The following is a 15,454-nucleotide window of genomic DNA, read 5'->3' on the forward strand; positions in this document are numbered from 1 at the left end:
TGCCGGGGCCGGACATTCCCGTCCGGCCCCGGCACGGCGGTGCGGGCGGCGCCTTACGATCCTTGGACGACATCCCGCGCACGCGGGTGCCGGACGGTGCCGGGCAGACCCGCGTCCGGGGGGCGCCGCCGGCCGGGTGCACTCTGGCCTGTGGAAAACGCCTGTGGAGAGGGCGATCGGCGGGGGACGAGGCAGATCCGGACGACGGCCCGCGGTAGGGCGCCGTACCGGGGGTGAGCCGGTTCCGCCACGCCGGAGGCCCTGCCGTGTCCATGCACAGGTTGTGGACGACGATGTGGAGAACCATCGGGACGAGGCGTCCCGGTCGCGGCCGGACCGGGACCACATCAACATCCGCGACGTACCCCCACCCATGGGGCCAGCACCGCCCGCAAACCGTACCGAACTGCCCGAGGAGCCCCCGTGTCCAACCCCCGCGCCGACTCCGTCGCCGGTCTACCTTTCGGGGAGGAACCCGCGGGTGACCCGGACCTGGCCGCGGTCTGGAGCCAGGCCGTCGCCGGGGTCGCCGACGGCACGCTGTCCGCGCAGCAGCGTGCATGGCTGCGGCTGACCCGTCCGCTCGGCCTTGTGCAGGACACGGCCCTGCTCGCCGCCCCGAACGAGTTCACCAAGGAGCTTCTCGACTCGCGGCTGCGGCCGTTCCTGTCCACAGCGTTGTCCACAGCGTATGGACGGGAGATCCGGGTCGCGGTCACCGTCGAGCACCTGCCCGACCCGGAGCCGATGAGCGGTCCGATCAGGATCGTCCGGCCGGGGGAGGGCGACGGCGGCGCGCCGCGGGACGCGGGCGGTTCCCGAGGACGTGGGTCGGGCGGCGCGGCGGCGGACACCGGCCGGCGGGCGGGCGAGGCCGGCGCGCCGGTGAACGGCGAGCTGCCCTTCCCCGACTCCGCCGAGAGCACCCCGCCGATGCGGGTGGGGGCGGGGCTCGGCCGCGACGCCGCGCCGCTGGAGACCGAGCCGGCGCAGGCCCGGCTGAACCCGCGCTACGTCTTCGAGACCTTCGTCATCGGAGACAGCAACCGGTTTCCCCACGCCGCCGCGGTGGCGGTCGCCGAGGCACCGGCGAAGGCGTACAACCCGTTGTTCATCTACGGGGACTCCGGGCTCGGCAAGACCCACCTGCTGCATGCGATCGGCCACTACGCGCTGAAGCTGTACCCGAACACCCGGGTGAAGTACGTGAGCTCGGAGGAGTTCACCAACGACTTCATCAACTCGATCCGGGACGACCGTCAGCAGGCCTTCCAGCGTCGCTACCGGGACATCGACGTCCTGCTCGTGGACGACATCCAGTTCCTGGAGAACAAGGAGCGGACGCAGGAGGAGTTCTTCCACACGTTCAACGTCCTGCACGACGGTGAGAAGCAGATCGTCATCAGCTCCGACCGCTCGCCCAAGCAGCTCTCTGCACTGGAGGACCGGCTGCGCAGCCGGTTCGAGTGGGGCCTGATGACCGACATCACCCCGCCGGACCTCGAGACCCGCATCGCGATCCTGTCGAAGAAGGCCGCCACCGAGCGCCTGCCCGTGCCGCCCGACGTGCTCGAGTACATCGCCACGCACATCGAGCGCAACATCCGCGAGCTCGAGGGGGCGCTGATCCGGGTCGCGGCGTTCGCGAGCCTGAACAAGTCCCACGTCGACCGCACGCTCGCCGAGATCGTGCTGCGCGACCTGATCCCGGACGCCGGGAACCCGGACATCACCGCGGCCGCCATCATGAACGCGACCGCGGCGTACTTCGGCGTCTCCATGGACGACCTGTGCGGCACCTCCCGCAGCCGGGTACTGGTGACGGCCCGGCAGATCGCCATGTACCTGTGCCGCGAACTGACCGACCTGTCGCTCCCCAAGATCGGCCAGCACTTCGGCGGCCGCGACCACACGACCGTCATGCACGCCGACCGCAAGATCCGCGGCTTGATGGCCGAACGGCGCGCGATCTACAACCAGGTCACCGAACTGACCAACCGCATCCGGGTCCAGGCCCGCCAGCCCTGACTCGGGCACCCCCGAGCCCCGGCCCGACTCCCGACTCCCGACTCCCGAGCCCCGACCGCAGGCGGACGGGCGGGCACCGACCGCTGCACCCAGACGGCCGTGGCGCCCATGACGTAGCTCGCCGCGCCCCGATGCGGGACCGGGTCGACTCCGGCTGGCCGGACTGCGATGCGTTCCGCCGGTCTGCGACTCGAACCGTCCAGAACGCACCGCAACAGGCGTCGGCCCGGGGCGGCGGGGCCGGGTTCCGGCACTCCCGCGTCGGGGTGGGTGGCAGGGGCGTCGGCCGGCCGGTGGTCGGTCGGGGATCCCCAGGGGACGGCTGTCACAGCCTGTGGACAGCCGTCGCGGAGGTCGACACGGCGACGCGTCCTGTAGCACACCCGGCCGGCGGCCTCGAGCCCACGGGGTGGTTCCGCCCACAGCTTGTGGAAAACCTTGTGGACATCCTGGGGGTGGACCGGTGGAGGAAGGCGTGGACAGCCTGTGGATAACTCGGGGACGGCCTGTGGAGGGACAAAGTGGTCCCTGGGGACAGCTGCTCGGCATGTGGATATCCACTGCGGAAACCCACAGCTCCACCCACAGGTTTTGCACCGGCTCCTCAGGCCTCTGACCTGCGAAAACAGCGGTTATCCCCAGCATCCACAGCCCCTACTACCACCACGAACTTCAATTTCTTCTAAGAAGATCAAAAGCTTGAAGTACTAGGGGGTGTGGACAACTTTTCGCGATCTTGAGCGAGCGCGATCTGTGCCACTTCGTGGGCTCCGGGTGAGCGTTCGTGGTGGGGCCGACCGCCCGCCGAGGCCGCCTGGCACTCTGGGATGCTGATCGGTGTTCCCGACGGGCTGACTCCGAACACCGGAGGGGACGAAGGAGGGCTAACCATGAAGTTCCGGGTGGAACGGGACGAATTCACCGAAGCGGTCGCCTGGACCGCCCGCACGCTGCCGAGCCGGCCGACCACGCAGTTGCAGGTGCTGTCGGGCCTCCTTCTCGACGCGACCGGGCCGATGCTCAAGGTCGCCGCCTACGACTACGAGGTGGCCGCCCAGGGCACAGTGCACGCGACGGTGTCGGAGGAGGGCCGCGCCCTCGTCAACGGCAAGCTGCTCGCGGAGATCACCCGGGCGCTGCCGGCCGCGCCGGTGGACCTCGGCATCGACGGCACCCGGCTCGTGATCACCTGTGGTAACGCCCGGTTCGCACTGCCGATGCTGCCGGTGGACGACTACCCGGCACTGCCGGCCATGCCCCCCGTCACCGGCCACATCGAGGGATCTGCCTTCGCGGCCGCGGTCGCGCAGGTGGCGATCGCGGCCGGGCGCGACGACACCCTCCCGGTCCTCACCGGCGTCCGGATCGAGATCGAGGGCGACACCCTCACCCTCGCCGCGACCGACCGCTACCGGCTCGCCGTGCGCTCGCTGAAGTGGCGTCCGGACGACTCCGCCGGCGAGGGGGACGCGGCGGCCCCCGTCACGGTGGCCCTCGTCCCCGCCCGCACGCTGCTGGACACCGCCAAGTCGCTGTCCGGCTCGGGGGTGGAGGTCTCGATCGCGCTGGGGACGGGCCCGTCCGGGGAGACGCTCGCCGGCTTCGCGGGTTCCACCCGGCAGACGACCACCCGGCTGCTCGAGGGCCAGTTCCCGCCCTTCCGCAAGCTGCTTCCGGACAGCTCCCCGCTGATCGCCCAGCTGGAGATCGCACCGTTGCAGGAGGCGGTCAAGCGCGTGGCCCTGGTGGCGGCGAAGACCGCCCCCGTGCAGTTGTCGTTCTCGCCGGACCACCTCGTCCTGGAGGCCGGCACCGGCGGTGAGGCGCAGGCGACGGAGACGCTGCCGGTGACCTACGACGGCCCGGAGCTCTCGGTGGCGTTCAACCCGTCCTACCTGCTCGACGCGCTCGGCGCACTGGAGTCCGACATCGTGCGGATCGGCTTCGCCAGTGCCGAGGACCCGGCCGTCGCCGCGAACAAGCCGGCGATCCTCACCGGCAAGGCCGACGACGACGGCGAGGTGCCCGACTACCGGTACCTGCTCATGCCGATCCGCCTCCACGGGTGACGTGCACCTCACCCACCTGTCCCTTGTCGACTTCCGGTCCTACCCGTCCCTCGACCTGACCCTTGGTCCAGGAGTGGTCACGCTGGTCGGTCGCAACGGCCAGGGGAAGACGAACCTGATCGAGGCGATCGGGTACGTCGCGACGCTGGCCAGCCACCGGGTCTCCGCGGATGCCCCCCTGGTGCGCCAGGGCGCGTCGCACGCCGTGGTGCGGGCGAGGATCGTGCGTGGCGACCGGGCGGCCCTGGTGGAGCTCGAGATCGTGCCGGGGCGGGCGAACCGGGCCCGGCTGAACCGGGCGCCGGTCCCCCGGCCCCGCGACGTTCTCGGGCTGCTGTGCACGGTCCTGTTCGCCCCGGAGGACCTCGCCCTGGTGAAGGGGGACCCGGCGGGGCGCCGGCAGTTCCTCGACGAACTGCTCGTCGCCCGGACCCCGCGGATGGCCGCGGTGCTCGCCGACTACGACCGGGTGCTCAAGCAGCGCTCGACCCTGCTGCGCACGGCCGGGGCGGCCCGGCGGGCCGGCGGCAAGGGTGACCTGCGCACCCTGGACGTCTGGGACGGCTACCTGGCCAGCTACGGCGCCGAGCTGCTCACCGCCCGCCTCGCCCTCGTCGAGGCGCTGCGTCCGGGGGTGGCCGGGGCCTATGCCGCGGTGGCCGGCGCGCAGGCCGCGGTCGGGTTCGAGTACCGGGCCAGCGTGCCGCAGCCGGCGCCGGACCCGGTCCGCCCCGACCGCGAGCGGTGGGAGGAGGCGATCCGGGCCGAGCTGGTGGCGGCCCGCCCGCGGGAGATCGAACGCGGGCAGACCCTGGTCGGGCCGCACCGTGACGACCTGCTGCTGACCGTCGACGGGCTGCCGGCGCGCGGCTACGCCAGTCACGGCGAGTCCTGGTCGCTCGCCCTGGCCCTGCGGCTGGCCTCGTTCGAGCTGTTGCGGGCCGACGACCGCGAGCCCGTCCTGCTCCTTGACGACGTCTTCGCCGAGCTCGACGTCCAGCGCCGGTCCCGGCTCGCCGAACTCGTCGCCCCCGCGGAGCAGGTCCTGGTCACCGCCGCCGTCGAGGCCGATGTGCCGGCCGAGCTGACCGGCACCCGCTACGTCGTCGCGGCGGGAGAGGTGCTCCGTGCCTCCTGAGCCCGACGACCATCAGCCCGACCCGACCCCGACCCCGACGTCGGCGTCGGCGTCGTCGCCCGGCGTCGGCCGTGGCGCCGACCTGGCCCGGGAGATCCTCGCCCAGGCCAAGCGGGACGCCCGCGAGCGGGCTCGAGGCCGGCGCGGCGGGTCCTCCCGCGCCGGCGGATCCTGGTCCGGCTCCCCCGCCGGTGGCCCCGGTGCGGACGGCGGAGCCGGCGCCGGTGGCGGGCCCGGCGGCGGCCCCGCGGCGGCGGACCGCGCCGGGCGGCGGCCCCGGTCCGGCGCGGACGACGGCCAGGTGCCCCAGCGCCCGCGGTTGCCGGGCATCGCCGCCCCCGGCAGGGAGTGGCGCGACCCGGTCTCCTTCGGCACCGCAATCAGTCGGCTGCTCGCCGCGCGCGGCTGGAAGGCACAGGCCGACGACGCCGGCGTGCTCGCCCGGTGGGACGTCATCGTCGGCCCGGACATCGCCGACCACTGCACTCCGGTCTCGCTGCGCGACGGCAACCTCGAACTCGTGGCCGAGTCGACGGCCTGGGCCACCCAGCTACGGATGCTGTCCCGTCAGATCCTCGCCATCCTGCACCGGGAACTCGGTCCGCAGGTCGTCCAGCGGATCACCGTGCGCGGCCCGACGGCCCCCTCGTGGCGGCACGGGCCGATCCGCACCGCCGGGCGCGGCCCGCGCGACACCTACGGCTGAGTCCGGCACCCGGTCACGCGGCCGGCCACCGCGGCCGGTCACGCGGCCGGCCATGGTGACCGGTCATGGCGGCGGGCAATGGCGGGCCGGCCCGGCGACGAGCGCGCCCGGCCTGCGCGGGCTCGCCGGGTGTCCCGCCGGAAGAGACGGACAGACCGGGAGAGCGATCCGGTGCTCACCGATCGCGACGGCCCCGGGCGGTTGGGGTAGCTCCGGGCGTCGCCGGGCGGGCAACACGAGGCGATCATGTGGGTGAAGGTTGATCGCCGCGTCGGGTGACCGTCGTGAAGGCGCGCCAAGGCCCCGGGAGGCATCGGTCCCGTAGGGGGGTTCACCGTCCCGCCGTACGGGGCGCTGCGCAGACGTCAGGGGTCACCCTGCGTCCGCTATAACGGGTCGGCGGGTAGACTGGTGGATACTTCCGCCCAGAACGAGGGGACCCGCCGCGTGGCCTACGATGCAAGTTCGATCAAGGTTCTCGAAGGTCTTGACGCGGTCCGCAAGCGTCCGGGCATGTACATCGGCTCCACCGGGGAGCGCGGTCTGCACCATCTCGTCTACGAGGTGGTCGACAACGCGGTGGACGAGGCGCTGGCCGGCTACTGCGACACGATCACGGTGAGCCTGCTCGCCGACGGTGCGGTCCGCGTCGTCGACAACGGTCGTGGCATCCCCGTGGGCATGCATCCCACCGAGAAGCGGCCCGCGGTCGAGGTCGTGCTGACGACGCTGCACGCGGGCGGGAAGTTCGACGGCAAATCCTACGCGGTCTCGGGCGGTCTGCACGGCGTCGGCGTCAGCGTCGTGAACGCGCTGTCCACCAAGCTGGACGTGGAGATCCAGGTCGATGGGCACGTCTGGTTCCAGCCGTACGTGGGGACCCGCCCGGCGGCGCCCCTGGTGAAGACCGGCACCACGAAGAAGACCGGCACGTCGGTCACCTTCTGGGCGGACCCGACGATCTTCGAGACGACCGAGTACAAGTTCGAGACCCTCTCCCGACGCCTGCAGGAGATGGCCTTCCTCAACAAGGGCCTGTCGATCACGCTGATCGACGAGCGCCCCGAGGAACGCCTCGAGGTCACCTACAAGTACACCAACGGTCTGGTCGACTTCGTCGCCCACCTCAACGCCACCAAGGACGCGATCCACCGCAGCGTGATCTCGCTGGAGTCCAAGGGCGTCGGCATCGAGGCCGAGCTCGCGATGCAGTGGAACGCCGGCTACAGCGAGTCGGTCTACACCTTCGCGAACACGATCAACACGCACGAGGGCGGCACCCACGAGGAGGGCTTCCGCGCCGCGCTGACCAGCGCCGTCAACGCCTACGCCAAGGACCAGAACCTGCTCAAGCCGGTGAAGGCGGGCGCGAAGAGCGGTGACGAGCGGCTGTCGGGCGACGACATCCGCGAGGGCCTGACCGCGATCATCTCGGTGAAGCTCGCGCAGCCCCAGTTCGAGGGCCAGACGAAGACGAAGCTCGGCAACACCGAGGCGAAGAAGTTCGTCCAGGAGATGTGCTACTCGGCGCTGAAGGACTGGTTCGAGGTCAACCGGACCGAGGCGCGGGCCATCGTCAGCAAGTCGCTCGACGCCCAGCGCGCCCGGATCGCGGCCCGCCAGGCCCGGGACCTGACCCGGCGCAAGGGCCTGCTCGGCGGCACCGGCCTGCCCGGCAAGCTCGCCGACTGCCAGTACACCGACCCCGAGCGCTGTGAGCTGTACATCGTCGAGGGCGACTCCGCCGGCGGGTCGGCCAAGGGCGGGCGGGACTCGAAGTTCCAGGCGATCCTGCCGCTGCGCGGAAAGATCCTCAACGTCGAGAAGGCGCGCATCGACCGCGTCCTGAAGAACACCGAGGTCCAGGCGCTCATCCAGGCCCTGGGCACCGGCATCCACGACGACTTCGACATCGCCAAGCTGCGCTATCACAAGATCGTGCTGATGGCGGACGCCGACGTCGACGGCCAGCACATCCGGACCCTGCTGCTGACCCTGCTGTTCCGGTTCATGCGGCCGCTGGTCGAGGCCGGCCACGTGTTCCTCGCCCAGCCGCCGCTCTACAAGATCAAGTGGGGTCGGGAGGACTGGGAGTACGCCTACTCCGACCGCGAGCGCGACGGGCTCGTCCAGCGCGGGGTGGAGGCCGGGCGCAAGCTGCCCAAGGACGCCATCCAGCGGTTCAAGGGCCTCGGCGAGATGAACGCCACCGAGCTGTGGGACACCACCATGGACCCGGACAAGCGCATCCTGCTCCAGGTCACCCTCGATGACGCGGCCGTCGCCGACGAGCTGTTCTCCGTGCTCATGGGCGAGGATGTCGACGCGCGCCGCAGCTTCATCCAGCGCAACGCCAAGGACGTGCGCTTCCTGGACATCTGACGCGGTGGCGCGGTGCCGCGGCGGTCCGGCCCGCGCGGCGGTGCTGCGCTCCGCCCGGCCGGGACGACCCCGGGGCGAATCGTGGCTGGCGCCCCGCCGGCGTCCCGGCCACCCGCCGGGACACCCGTCCCACCTGACGACTGCTCCCACTGCCCTGGAAGGACCCCGTGGTCGACGTCCTACCGCCGCCCCCCGGCGACCGCATAGAACCCATCGGCATCGAAGTCGAGATGCAGCGGTCCTATCTCGACTACGCCATGTCGGTCATCGTCGGCCGCGCGCTGCCGGAGGTCCGGGACGGGCTCAAGCCCGTCCACCGACGGGTCCTCTACGCCATGTACGACGGTGGTTACCGTCCTGACCGCGGGTACTTCAAGTGCTCGCGCGTGGTCGGTGACGTCATGGGTAACTACCATCCCCACGGCGACTCGGCCATCTACGACACCCTCGTCCGGCTCGCGCAGCCCTGGTCGCTGCGCTACCCGCTGGTCGACGGTAACGGCAACTTCGGCTCGCCCGGCAACGACCCGCCCGCCGCCATGCGGTACACCGAGGCGCGGATGGCGGCGCTGGCGATGGAGATGCTGCGCGACATCGACCAGGAGACCGTCGACTTCGCGCCGAACTACGACGGCCGCTCCCAGGAGCCGCTGGTCCTGCCGAGCCGGTTCCCGAACCTGCTCGTCAACGGCGCCGGCGGCATCGCGGTCGGCATGGCGACGAACATCCCGCCGCACAACCTGCGCGAGGTCGCCACCGGCGTCCAGTGGGCGCTCGACCACGCGGAGGCGACCGACGAGGAACTGCTCGAGGCGCTGATCGGCATCATCAAGGGGCCGGACTTCCCGACCTCGGGCCTGATCGTCGGGCGCAGCGGCATCGAGGACGCCTACCGGACCGGCCGCGGCAGCATCCGGATGCGCGCCGTGGTCAACGTCGAGGAGAACAAGGGCCGCACCCAGCTCGTCGTCACCGAGCTGCCCTACCAGGTCAACCCGGACAACCTCGCCGAGAAGATCGCCGAGCTGGTCCGCGACAACAAGGTCACCGGGATTTCGGACGTCCGCGACGAGACCTCGGCCCGCATCGGCCAGCGGCTCGTCATCGACCTCAAGCGCGACGCCGTCGCCAAGGTCGTGCTCAACAACCTGTACAAGCACACCCAGCTCCAGGACACCTTCGGCGTCAACATGCTGGCGATCGTCGACGGGGTGCCGCGCACGCTGCGCCTGGACCAGATGATCCGCTACTACGTCGAGCACCAGGTCGACGTCATCGTCCGGCGCACCCGCTACCAGCTGCGCAAGGCCCGCGAGCGGCTGCACGTCCTCGACGGTCTGCTCATCGCGCTCGACCACCTCGACGAGGTCATCAGCCTCATCCGCAACGCGGAGTCCGCCGACGCCGCCCGCGGCCAGCTGATGGAACGCTTCACGCTGTCGGAGATCCAGGCGACCGCCATCCTCGACATGCAGCTGCGTCGCCTCGCCGCCCTGGAACGCCAGCGGATCATCGACGAGGCCGCCGAGCTGCGGGCGCGGATCTCCGAACTGGAGGCCATCCTCGCCTCCCCGGTCCGGCAGCGGCAGATCATCGGCGAGGAGCTCGCCGAGGTCGTCGAGAAGTTCGGCGACGAGCGGCGGACCCGCCTGGTCCCCTTCGAGGGCGACATGTCCATCGAGGACCTCATCGCCCAGGAGGACGTGGTCGTCACCGTCACGCGCGGCGGCTACGCCAAGCGGACCAAGACCGACCTCTACCGCTCCCAGCGCCGCGGCGGCAAGGGTGTGCAGGGCGCGGCCCTGCGCGAGGACGACATCGTCGAGCACTTCTTCGTCACGACGACGCACCACTGGCTGCTGTTCTTCACCAACAAGGGCCGGGTGTACCGGGCGAAGGCGCACGAGCTGCCCGAGCAGGCCCGCTCCGCCAAGGGCCAGCACGTCGCGAACATCCTCGCGTTCTCCCAGGACGAGCGGATCGCCGAGGTCATCGCCCTGAAGGACTACGAGGTCGCGCCCTACCTCGTCCTGGCCACCAAGCGCGGGCTGTGCAAGAAGACCGCCCTGAGCGACTTCGACTCCAACCGCGCCGGCGGCCTCGTCGCGATCAACCTGCGCGACGACGACGAGCTGATCGCCGCCCGCCTGGTCGCGCCCGGCGACGACCTGCTGCTGGTCAGCCGCAACGCCCAGTCGATCCGCTTCCACGCCGACGACGAGCAGCTACGGCCGATGGGCCGGGCCACCTCCGGCGTGATCGGCATGCGTTTCGACGCCGAGGACGAGCTGCTGTCGATGGACGTCGTCGTGCCGGGCACGACCGCCGACCTGCTGGTGGCCACCTCCGGCGGCTACGCCAAGCGGACCCCGTTGGCCGAGTACCCGGTGCAGGGCCGCGGCGGCAAGGGTGTGCTGACCGCTAAGATCGTCTCCACCCGGGGCGGTCTGGTCGGCGCGCTCGTCGTCGACCCGGACGACCAGCTCTACGCGATCGCCTCCAACGGGGGCGTGCTGCGCACCATCGCCAAGGACGTCCGCCGTGCCCAGCGGCAGACGATGGGGGTCCGCCTCATCGATCTGGAGACCGGTGTGCAGGTGGTCGGGGTGGCGCGCAATGCTGATGCGGAGGACACCGAGGCCCCCACCGACCCCGGGGCCCAGGAGAGCTGAGCCCGGGGCCGGCAGCGGTCCAGGTCCGGGGCGATGGCGGTCCTCGACGTCGGCGCCGTCCCCCGGCGCCGCGGTGACGCCGAAGCGGGGATCCGGCGTGCGCATGGCCCGCGTACGCCGCCAGGAGCGAACCGGGAGTAGACCGTGAGCGACAGTCAGGAAGACCGGCCCGCCCGGTCGGCGGTCCACCGCGGCTCCTCCCCGGCCGCCGGGCCGGGGGGAGCGCGTGACGGCGACCGTTCCCGCCGCCCCGGTGACGGCGGCGACGGGGAGCCGGCCGGCGAGACGCTGAAGCCGCCCACCGCCAGCGCCTCCGGCGGTGGAGCTGGCGCCGCCGCGGCGGCCGCCGGCGCCGCCGGCACCCCCCCGCCCGGCGGCGACCGCCCGGCGGCTTCGGGCGGGGCCCGTTCCGGCGGCGCCGGCTCGCTGGACCCGTCGGCGGGCAACCCCTTCTTCCAGCGTTCCGGCCGGTCCGGGGCGGGGCAGTCCCAGCACGGCGAGGACGGCCGTGAGAGCACCTCGGGGGCCGGCGCGGCCGGGTCCTCCCCGTCCGCCTCGCCGCCTGCCTCCCCGCCCGTCTCGTCGAAGCCGGGATCGTCCGCCTCGTCGTCCTCGACCGCTCTGGGGGGCAAGACGTCCGGGATCGCGGGCGGTGACCGGGCGGCGGCTGCGGAACCGGCGCGGTCGTCCGCGGCACCGGCCAGGTCCGCGCCGCCGAAGTCCGCGCCGCCGAAGTCCGCGCCGCCGGCCAGGTCCGTGCCGCCGAAGTCGGCACCGCCGGCCACGTCGGGATCGTCGCCGTCTGCGTCGTCCCCGCCGTCGTCGTCCTCGGTGCCGTCGTCGTCCTCGGCGTCGTCTGCGTCGTCGTCCTCGCTTCCCGCCGTCTCCGCCCCGGCGTCCCGGCCCGCGGCAGCGGCGGACGAGCGGTCCGGCCGATCGCGGGCGACGCCGACCCGCAACGGGGCAGGCGGGGCCCCGGCCGGCATCGGAGGGGCGGCGGTGCCCCCATCCGGGTCGGCTCGTACCGGGAACGCCGGGACCCACGGCGGCGATGCGGGCTCGGCTACCCGCAAACTCGGCTCGCCCGCCGTATCGTCGCCGGCGAAGTCCCTCGGTACGACGCCGCCCGGCGCCCGCCGAAGCACGACGGGCCTGCCCAGTGCCCGCCCCGAACACCCGGTCGAGCGACCCGGTGAGACCGACACGATCTCCCTGGTCCGTCCGCCCAGCATGACGAGGAGCGGTACCACGAAGCCCGAGAGCAACCGTGCCGCGCCGGAACGGGTGCCCGTCCCCGACGCGGTGCGGCCGGCCGCGCCCGCCGCGGGCCGTGGCGCCAACGCGACCGCGGCCTACGAGCGGCCGATAGCCGCGCCGTCGTCCGCGGGCACCACCACCGCCGCAGCGCCGCCGCACGCGATGACCACGACCTCTCCCGGCGCCCTCGACGACCAGCTCGAGGCCGTCCCGGCCGACCGGGCCAGCGCCCCTCGCGGCCCCGGTCGCCCCGGTCCGGGCACGGGATCCGCCCGCCCGCCCGGCGCCGGCCGGCGTGCCAAGCTGCGGCTGTCCAAGGTCAACCCACTGACCGTGACCCGGCTCAGCTTCGCGTTCTCCCTGTGCGTCTTCGTCGTGTTGCTCGTCGCCGTCGCCGTGCTGTGGTTCGTGCTCAACTCGATCGGGGTGTTCAACAGCGTCACCGACGCCGCGGACACCCTGACCGACAGCAGCGCCAGCAACGTCAGGAGCTGGCTGTCGTTCGGCCGCGCGATGGAGATCAGTCTGCTCATCGGCGCGATCAACGTCATCCTGATGACCGCGCTGACCACCCTCGGCGCCCTGCTCTACAACCTCTGCGCCGAGATGATCGGCGGCATCGAACTCACCCTCAGCGACCAGTAGCGCCAACGGACGGCGGCGGCCGCCACCCCGGCCCCGCCGTCCTGTATGGTTGCAGTCGTTGCCGGGACCTATAGCTCAGTCGGTTAGAGCGCTTCCCTGATAAGGAAGAGGCCGGTGGTTCAAGTCCACCTAGGTCCACGCGCTGATTCCTCGTGGTTGCCGCCCTTGGGGCGGCTTCCCCGTTGCCGTGATGCTGGCCGGGGGGACGACCCCCCGAACCCCCCGGGTGTGGCGTGGCAGCCTCTTATGATCCCTTCCCTTCGCTCCGTTGGTCGGGGTGTCGTGGGATGGGGGCGAGCGGATCCGCGGAACGCCGTCGCCTGGAACGGGTGGGACCGCAGCGGCGCTTCCCACCCGTTTCGGCCGCAGCACGCCGGGTCGACCCGGCGAGGCGTCAGTCGATACGCCGCTGCCCGACCGGCGCGCTCGGCTACCCGCGCAGCACCTGGGTACCGCCGGCGAGGCGGTCGTGGATGCCCTGGTCCCGCGGGTCCGAACTGATCGTGACGCCGATCGCGATGTAGGCCACGAAGAGCAGGAGCGGCCCGAGAATCGGGATGATGTTGAAGAGGAGAAACAGCTCGCGGACCGCGGCATTGTTGGGCCCGAGCCGCCCGCCGCCCGGACCGACGACCCGCAGACCCAACGCCTTCTTGCCCGGCGTCGCGCCGAGAGCGACGTCGAAGCCCACGAAGTAGGCGTACGTCAGGACGGCGGTGAGGGCTGTCCAGCCGAGCCCGTAGCCGAGGATGAAGAAGGTCGCGACGTTGACGACGGTGAGGATCAGGTTGTCCACGATGCGGGCGCCGAGCCGTACGCCCAGTCCGGGAAGTGCGGCGCCCTGGGGTTGTCCCGCCCCGTAGCCGGGTGCCTGGGGATACGGGGGATAGCCGGGCGGCTGGCCGTAAGCCGGTCCCTGCCCGTAGGCCGGCCCTTGCCCGCCGTAGGCCGGTCCCTGCCCGCCGTAGGCCGGCCCTTGCCCATAGGCCGGTCCCTGCCCGCCGTAGGCCGGTCCCGCGCCTTGGTTGTGCTCGTCGCCGTAGGGACCGTTGGTCGTCATGAGCGCTCCTGCTCTCGTCGAGGCTGCCAATGTAAACGGTAGAGATGCGCCGAACTCGCCGCGTGGGCAACAGGTTGTAGTCGCCTGTTTGACACCCTGCTGGAAGCGGGGTGCGGGACACCGACATGCTTCAGGTGATTTGGTATCGGCTACGAGTGTGTCGGGCGTCGCGGGTGCCTGCTGGTTTTCCGCAGGCGAACGGCGAAGGCGATGCGCTCCCACCCTGCGTCTGGCCAGACGTGTGCGTGCTGACAACTCGACCGAGCAAACAGGGCCAGCGGGGTGGCATGAGTTCGGTGCGCGGCCTGTGGACACCGTCGGCGCGGGTCGCCTCGTGGGCTGCCTTGGACCGCGAACCGTGACGGAAAACCCGAAGCGGAAGGGAAGCGGAAATCGCCATGCCGGGCGGGTCCGCCGGACCTGGTTCGCCGCAGTCGGACGCTCCGCCGGTCATCCGACGCTGTCGGCCTGTTCACCGGTGCTGCACGCGATTGCCGCGGTCAGCGTGTCCGGCGGCGGGCAGGAAAACCATGGTCGGGCGGGCCGCCGCCGTCGCGGTGGGGAGGAGAACGGCGGGGAAGGGCGGTGTCCGCCATCATTTTCTGGCGTTCCTGAGAATCGGCCCCGACCGCGAGGTGCGGGATTTCCGTGCGCACCCGGTCGCCATAGTCGGGCGGGCCGGACGCGGCGGGGCGCCCAGCGTCGGACCTGACCGGGGATCGCCCCTGCGGGGGTGGAAGAACGATCCGGCCATCACCCGCGAGCGACGCCAGGTCCGTCATGACCGGGAACAGGCCGCGGCCCACCGTGAACGCGATGTCCCGGCACGTCCGGCGCCCGTCGATCCGGGCCAGCAGGTCGGCCTGCGCTCCGCCCGCCGTCCCGTGTCGTGCCGAAGCCGTGGCCAGCCGTGGGCGGACCTGGGGTTCCAGGCCCAGGTCGGCGCGCCAGCGAGAGGCACTCGCCAGCCGTCGGCTCGTCTCCCGGATGGCCCGCTCGACCTCGATTCCCGGCTCCACGGGCAGCAGCGGAGGTAGGAAACCGGAGCCGGCGGGCTCCGTGGTCACCCTCGCGATCTGGGTCAGGGCCAGCGCGAACAGGGCGTCCATCGTGGCCATCCGGGTCACCACCTGGACGCCCGCGCTGCCCAGCAGCCGGCGTTCTACCAGCGCCGTCGGCAGCCGGCCGCTCGGCGCGGCCGCGGCGAACACCGCGGTCCACTCCTCGTCGGAGATGCGCCCGGACCGCAGCAGCAGCGATTCGAGTCCGGGTGCCGCCGAGGTGGTGGCGGTCGTGAGCAGACCCTCCCGAAGGACGACCTTCCCGTTCGCCTCGCCCAGCACCACGACCGCGCCCGAGAACTCCTCCCGGGCCTGCTGCCGAAGCGCATCCAGTAGGAGGTCGACGCGGGCCGGCGTTTCCTCCACCGGCCGTGTATCCGCCTCCTCCCTGTGGGGTGGGCCATCGGTAGAAGAAACGGGACCTTGTATGTTCTTC

The 15,454-nt window shown here is 72.0% G+C and carries 10 protein-coding genes and 1 tRNA gene; 8 read left to right on the forward strand and 3 right to left on the reverse strand.

What is annotated here, in order from left to right; genetic code table 11:
* Window positions 1–423 precede the first annotated feature (423 nt).
* The 6 genes from dnaA to gyrA all read left to right on the forward strand — a co-directional run bounded on the left by dnaA (window position 424) and on the right by gyrA (window position 10,995).
* Complete coding sequence (gene dnaA, locus FRAAL_RS00055) at window positions 424–2,028, forward strand: chromosomal replication initiator protein DnaA (RefSeq protein WP_011601270.1); 1,605 nt, start codon at window positions 424–426, stop codon at window positions 2,026–2,028.
* 890 nt (window positions 2,029–2,918) lie between these two features.
* Window positions 2,919–4,097, forward strand: coding sequence for a DNA polymerase III subunit beta (gene dnaN / locus FRAAL_RS00060; RefSeq protein ID WP_041938587.1), 1,179 nt, complete (start codon window positions 2,919–2,921; stop codon window positions 4,095–4,097).
* A 1-nt stretch (window position 4,098) separates the two neighbouring features.
* Entirely contained in the window at window positions 4,099–5,235 is a 1,137-nt protein-coding gene (gene recF / locus FRAAL_RS00065; RefSeq protein WP_011601273.1) for a DNA replication/repair protein RecF, read from the forward strand.
* Window positions 5,225–5,941 carry a DciA family protein gene (locus FRAAL_RS00070; protein WP_231861433.1) on the forward strand — a complete coding sequence of 239 codons (717 nt, stop codon included), beginning with the start codon at window positions 5,225–5,227 and terminating at the stop codon, window positions 5,939–5,941. Before recF ends, FRAAL_RS00070 begins: the two co-directional genes overlap by 11 nt.
* Window positions 5,942–6,388: 447 nt before the next feature.
* Window positions 6,389–8,323, forward strand: a complete 1,935-nt coding sequence (gene gyrB, locus FRAAL_RS00075) for a DNA topoisomerase (ATP-hydrolyzing) subunit B (RefSeq protein WP_041938588.1) — start codon at window positions 6,389–6,391, stop codon at window positions 8,321–8,323.
* Window positions 8,324–8,490: 167 nt separating this feature from the next.
* Window positions 8,491–10,995 (forward strand): DNA gyrase subunit A, encoded by a 2,505-nt coding sequence (gyrA, locus tag FRAAL_RS00080; RefSeq protein WP_011601277.1) that lies wholly within the window; start codon window positions 8,491–8,493, stop codon window positions 10,993–10,995.
* 155 nt (window positions 10,996–11,150) lie between these two features.
* Here gyrA and FRAAL_RS00085 read toward each other — a convergent pair whose 3' ends face one another.
* On the reverse strand, window positions 11,151–11,981 hold the full coding sequence (locus FRAAL_RS00085) for a hypothetical protein (RefSeq protein WP_041938589.1): 831 nt from the start codon (window positions 11,979–11,981) through the stop codon (window positions 11,151–11,153).
* 244 nt (window positions 11,982–12,225) lie between these two features.
* On the opposite strand from FRAAL_RS00085, the gene FRAAL_RS00090 reads away from it, so the two are divergent.
* Entirely contained in the window at window positions 12,226–12,897 is a 672-nt protein-coding gene (locus FRAAL_RS00090; RefSeq protein ID WP_041938590.1) for a DUF3566 domain-containing protein, read from the forward strand.
* A gap of 64 nt (window positions 12,898–12,961) precedes the next feature.
* Window positions 12,962–13,035, forward strand: a tRNA-Ile gene (locus FRAAL_RS00095).
* A 292-nt stretch (window positions 13,036–13,327) separates the two neighbouring features.
* Here the strand turns inward: FRAAL_RS00095 and FRAAL_RS00100 are convergent.
* Entirely contained in the window at window positions 13,328–13,957 is a 630-nt protein-coding gene (locus FRAAL_RS00100; RefSeq protein ID WP_011601281.1) for an RDD family protein, read from the reverse strand.
* Between the two features lie 500 nt (window positions 13,958–14,457).
* Window positions 14,458–15,384 (reverse strand): hypothetical protein, encoded by a 927-nt coding sequence (locus tag FRAAL_RS00105; protein ID WP_011601282.1) that lies wholly within the window; start codon window positions 15,382–15,384, stop codon window positions 14,458–14,460.
* Window positions 15,385–15,454 lie beyond the last annotated feature (70 nt).

Source organism: Frankia alni ACN14a (genome assembly GCF_000058485.1).
Lineage (GTDB): Bacteria > Actinomycetota > Actinomycetes > Frankiales > Frankiaceae > Frankia > Frankia alni.